Source organism: Brevibacterium iodinum ATCC 49514 (assembly GCF_900169265.1).
GTDB lineage: Bacteria > Actinomycetota > Actinomycetes > Actinomycetales > Brevibacteriaceae > Brevibacterium > Brevibacterium iodinum.
Genome location: NZ_FXYX01000064.1, coordinates 1 through 1,045 on the forward strand (window position 1 = coordinate 1; position 1,045 = coordinate 1,045).

Genomic DNA, 1,045 nt, shown 5'->3' on the forward strand with positions numbered 1-1,045 from the left:
CCGACGAGACCGGAGCCGGTGAGGTTCGTCTTCTTCTTCAGGTAGGAGGCATAGGTGATCATGATGCCGAAGGCGATGGACAGAGAGAAGAAGATCTGACCGTACGCCGCGATCCACACCTTGTGATCTGTCAGTGCCGAGAAGTCGGGAGTGAACAGTGCATTCAGTCCCTCCGCAGCGCCGGGAAGGAACAGCGACCGGACGACGAGGGCGAGGAAGAGGACGATGAGCAGCGGGATGAAGATCTTCGAGAACAGTGCGAGGCCGTTCTGCACACCGAGCAGGAGGATGCCGAGGACGATGGCCCACACGATGATGAGCGGGATGAGCACGCCGGGGACGAATTCGAAGGAGATGCCGGGGTCTGCGAGCTTGAGGTACTCGCCGAAGAGGAAGCCCTCAGCGTCATCGCCCCAGGCCTCACTCAGCGAGAAGAACATATAGGAGCCGGCCCAGCCGATGATGGCGGCGTAGTAGATGCCGATGATGATCGCGATTCCGGTGGCGAACCAGCCGATGGGCTCGGCGGCTCGGTGGGTCATCCGGTAGGCCAGCGGAGCCGATCCGCGAGACCGGTGGCCCATGGCGTAGTAGAAGAACAGCAGCGGGATGCCTGCAGTCAGCAGAGCGACGAGGTAGGGGATGAGGAAGGCGCCGCCGCCGTTCTCGTAGGTGACATACGGGAAGCGCCAGATGTTGCCGAGGCCGACCGCCGAACCGATGGCCGCGAAGATGAACGCGCCGCGGGAGACGAAGACCTCCCTCCGGGGTGATGACGTGGGTGACATGATGTCCTTTCTTGACTGGCCGCGGATCATCGCGACCGAGTGTGGCCACCGAAGTTTCGTCTGTGAGACCGGTGGTCCGATGTGAAGTCCGTGATGTGAGAAGGGTCTCTTGCTGCGGCTTCAATGCTTGGCTCCAGTTTACTGTGAAAACGCTGGGCAATGTGCCCGTCGTCACGTGATGCGCATAACAGTCGTGTATCGAATAATGGGAAACCGGGAAATCTTCCACGCCCGGTAGACTTGGGGGCGTGACTATC

Annotated in this window: 1 protein-coding gene; it reads right to left on the reverse strand. The window is 60.9% G+C overall.

The features are described from left to right. The coding region (locus BI49514_RS16225) for an SLC5/6 family protein (RefSeq protein WP_476727180.1) at positions 1 to 788 on the reverse strand (788 nt) is incomplete at its 3' end. Positions 789 to 1,045 lie beyond the last annotated feature (257 nt).